The sequence below is a fragment of the Nocardia sp. NPDC004604 genome (genome assembly GCF_040609795.1).
Classification (GTDB): domain Bacteria; phylum Actinomycetota; class Actinomycetes; order Mycobacteriales; family Mycobacteriaceae; genus Nocardia.
This window is the reverse complement of sequence record NZ_JBEXLC010000280.1, coordinates 1-4414: the sequence shown is the minus strand read 5'-3', so window position 1 is coordinate 4414 and position 4414 is coordinate 1. Positions and strand designations below refer to the sequence as shown.

The window sequence follows — 4414 nt, the reverse complement described above, 5'->3', positions numbered from 1 at the left end:
GTTCTACTACGACCCCCCGGAGGGTCAACCCCCGAGCAGCCCCGACCGCCCGCCGCGTCAGAACCGGCCCGAGTCGCAACCCGAGCAGGCCCGCGGTCGAGCCGAACCGCCGCGGGATCTGAGCGCGCTGTCCAGGGAAGCACACGCGGCACTCAACAAGACGGGCGCCGAGTTGCGCGATCTCGGTTCGGCCGACCAGATCGCCGAGCAGCTGATGCGGGATGGACTCCCCGGACAGACCGCCGTGGTGCTGGAGTACATCGATGGTATGGACCGCGCCAGAACGCTCGTCTACGACGGCCGCAGAGTCGTCGAGGTGCGCGATCCGAATACCGACGACGGCATGATTCACGAATTCGTACCGGGGTCGGGTGCTGCCGAGCAGACGCGTGCACTGGTGTATTCGCCGGTGGAGGCCGCGGATCGGGTCGAGGCGGAACAGGCTTTGGGCAGACTGCTCGGCCGAGACGACTCCGACAGGTTCCCCGAGCACTTTCCCGGCGGTATTCCCGACCGGCCCACCCGCGCGGCGACGGCACTGGACTTCGATCCGCCCCGCACCATCGACGGACCGTTGCAGGAAAACGAATGGTCGACCTTGGCGAAGCTGTATCCCAACGAGGTGTCGGGCTCGCGGGGAGCGCCGCAATCGGCCCGCGCCCAGGCACGTGAGGTGTGGGGCGACCGATACTTCCCGCAGGAACCCGTTGCCGCGCCCGAAACACCCGCCGCCTACCTCGCCCGCCACGCTGATGTCGCAATCGCTATGCACTCGGACACTTACCGCGCCGGAGAGTACGACGGCGTCCACGGATGGGTGAATCAGGAGGGTGTCCTCCGATTCCAGATCCGCGCAGCGGAGGGCACACCCTCAGGCCAACAGATGTTCCGAGACTTGATGGCCGTGATCGGACCCGACGTCCGCGCCATCCATGAACCATGGTCGGCGGACGACGAATTCACCGACAATTTGGACACTTTCAATGCGTCCAGACAGGATCTGCTTTCCCCGGAGGATTCGGCACGCCAGACGTTCACGGGCAAGATGGCCATTGCAATGGGGTTCACCGAGGTGACCGTCAACCACTTGGTCGGCCCCGTCGGGGAACACCTCATCGTCGATGTGACGTTTTCCAGGCCCACCGATCCCCCCACGGACTCGCCGAGCGTGGCACGAACTCCCCCAAAGAGCTACACCGCATCCCCAGACGACGCACTCGACCTCCCCCGCGGCCGAACCAGCCGCGCACACAGTGCTCCGGTCGTGCTGTCGCCATGGACCAAGCGAGGGTCACTGATCGAAGGCCCTCTCGTCTTCAACACCCCGCCCGGCGGTACCCCGGGTGTTGGTGCGCACCCGCAAGCCTCCGCCGCGAAAGCACCGAATGAACGCGCGGACCTTGAAGCCGATTCCGCCGTACACGGTTCGGAGGCGGATCCGGTAACTGATCAGCCCACCGCTGTGCCGGGTGCTGTTACTCCGAGTCACCGCGCCGAGACCGAATCGGTTCCCTCTGCGATCCAGGAGTTGTTGAACCGGATCACCGACACCGCGGCCCACGCGGAAATCGAGATGCGCGTCCTCGAGCAATACCAGGGCTATCTGCGTGCCCGAGAACGCTCGATCTACCGGGAGTTCTTGAACAACAGGAAGAGCGACCTGTTACGCAAGGGCACCCCAGCCGAAACCGTCGAATCGCTCGCCGAACAACAGGCGGACGAATTCATCCAGACCGACCGAGCACGCGATATGTTCACTCGCGCCGCCGTACAAAACACCCTGCAGTGGGTGCAGAACGCCAAGATTCCGCTGCTACTCGATGACGCAACGGCATCGCCTCCGGACGGGAGTACGGCACACCGGGACGCAGAACCGACAGTTGAGACCGACCCACCGCTGCCCGAAGCGCTCCGGACAATCCTGGCCGAAATCGACAGCGCCGGAGCCGATCCGACAGTCGCCGAGCAGGCCAAGAACCTGGTACTCGCGCAATACCAGAAGTACCAACAGGTGCCGGAGGCGAGTGTTTACCGCGATTCTGTGGCGAAGCGGGCCGCCGATCTCGCGCAGTACGGCGTTCCCGCCGCAGAGGCCGAAGCTCGTGCCCACCAGGAGGCCGACGCCTTCATGCTCACCACCAAAGCCCGGCGGATGGTCGACGGCGTCGCCGCGAACAACACCAACCAGTGGGTGGCGAGGATTCGGGCACACGCCGAACGCCAGAACTCCAACCTCGTCGACCTACTCGCCGAGATCTACCGGGTTGAGCCCCGTCCTTCGGCGGTTCCTCCTGTCGTTGCGCCCCCGGCTCCCGCCAGCCCGCCTCGGACTCCCCCAGCCGCAGCGAGCCCACTTTCGGCCAGTCCACCTCCGGCCAAACGCCCCAAGCCCCAGGATCTCACAGAGATCCTGGCTCGAATCGACCGCGCCGGTGCCGATTCGGTCGCAACCGAGCAAGCCGAGAACCTGGTACGCGAACGTTACGAAGAATATCTCCCGGTACGGCAGGCGGTCGTTCATCGCGAGTACATGGAACAGCAGAAAGCCGCCTTGCTGGGGAAAGGTGTTCCGGCCGCAGATGCCGAGCGCCGTGCCCGCGATAACGCCGATGCGTTCCTACGGTCCGAGAGGGGGCTACGGGCGGTCAGTAGGATCGCCACTAGCAGCGTGAACCAATTGGTGGACACGGTTCAGGAACGCGCCGAGCAGGCGAACTCCAACTTCATCGATTGGCTTGCTCGGATGTACCGCGAGGCCCACGGTATTCCATCCGAGCCGGTGGCCGGGCTGACCAGAGCGCAACGCGCCCTCATCGACTTTATCGACACCGTGCGTGGCGAGCTGACAGCGGCTGAAACAAGGCTCGCCGCATTGCTGGAGCGACACCCAGACCTCGAGGACAATGGCGCACATTACTGGCTGACGGCTTTCAGATCACAACGCAAGGCACTGACCGAACTGTCCCTTCACTATTCCGAAGGTAAGACGGCTGGCGGACGCCCGGTCACGTCGCGGACGGACACCAGTGATGTTGAAGGACATAGAGCTTTGGTTCGGGGGCTGATTGGTGAGATCCAACTGGCCGAACAGTTCGATCAGATCGATGTCGTCTGCCTACGGGCCGAGGCCGAGATGCCGATGGGACCGCGGATCGACGCGGAAATCGATGTTGTCACCGATGGCAATCGGGTCTGGCGCGAAGCAAAAACCAACAGCATCAATGGACAAGCAAGCAAGGCAGCAGATTTCGATGCCCAGGCTCGTAGACAGCTCCACATCACGTACATGAACCGCGCCTACTGGGTAGACGGCGCTCCGCCACAGATCAAGTGGCACTTCATGAATGGTGTCAATCCGAGCGTGAAGGCCCTGTTGGATGCCATCCGCATAGAGGACGAATCCGGCCGGACCGTCCCCGACCACCACATCGAGGTAATCGACGGTTCCGCCGCCGGACGCTCCGGCAGGTCCCGGGGCGGTCGCAGACACGGGAGGAAAAAAGCAGCCAGCGAGCCGTTGTCCGGTCCGACCGAGTCTCCCGCCGATACCGCGGCCGAAAGCGTCGACGCATCGGTGGCGCACGTCGAAGTGTCCGAAGGCGAGATGTATGTCCTCGCCCTGGTGGCAGGCGGCTCGGAAGGTTCTCTCGGTGCTGTGCTGGGGATGACACCCGCGCAGGTGAACCGGCTGCTCGCCCAACTGGCCGACAAGGTCGGATCCGAAAGCAGTGTTCGCGTGGCATCTCGACGCGACGAATCATCCGGCAACACCGAAGCGTCGCAGCAGGATTTCCAGCTGTCGCCCGTGCAGCTCGAAACTCTGCGGGCGCTGGTCGAAGATCTACCCGACCAAGCGGCCGACGGCATCATCGACGTACCACCGGAAACCGTGCGGGCGTTCCGATCTCACGTCGCGACTCAGGTGCCCACAGCGTTGAGCAAGCGCGAGAGCGAAGTTCTCGGTCTGATCGCGCAGGGAATGTCACCCGCAGAGATCGCCGCGCACCTCGGTCTGTCGCCCAACACCGTGAACGGCTATATCGCCCGCGCAAAGGTCAAACTGCACACCACCGGCATGAGTTCCACAGTCGCTACGGCGCGACAACACGGATATGTAGGCGAAACCGATCCGCCACGCACTGCGGCACCGGACGCCGCCGAAAACAGTGAAAATGATTCCGAATCAACGAGTTCCGATACCTCACCGACACCTGCCGAGACCAGATCGGCCGACACGCCTGTGCGGGCCCGTAGTACGGGTCTGCCGGATGGCAACGAGGCGCTCAACGGTCACAAACTTCCCGAGGTCGACGCGGAGGACGGACGCCCGCCCGGGGGCGGCCGTCCGGGACCCGGCATCCCTCCCGGGCCGGGGGAGTCCTACGTCGGCGGAGTCGATCCTGCCGTACTCGAT

1 protein-coding gene is annotated in these 4414 nt (G+C 64.3%); it reads left to right on the top strand.

All coding sequences use genetic code 11. From position 1 onward, the window contains the following. On the top strand, positions 1-4414 hold a 4414-nt coding region (locus ABZW16_RS43135; protein WP_354961952.1), incomplete at both ends, for a helix-turn-helix transcriptional regulator.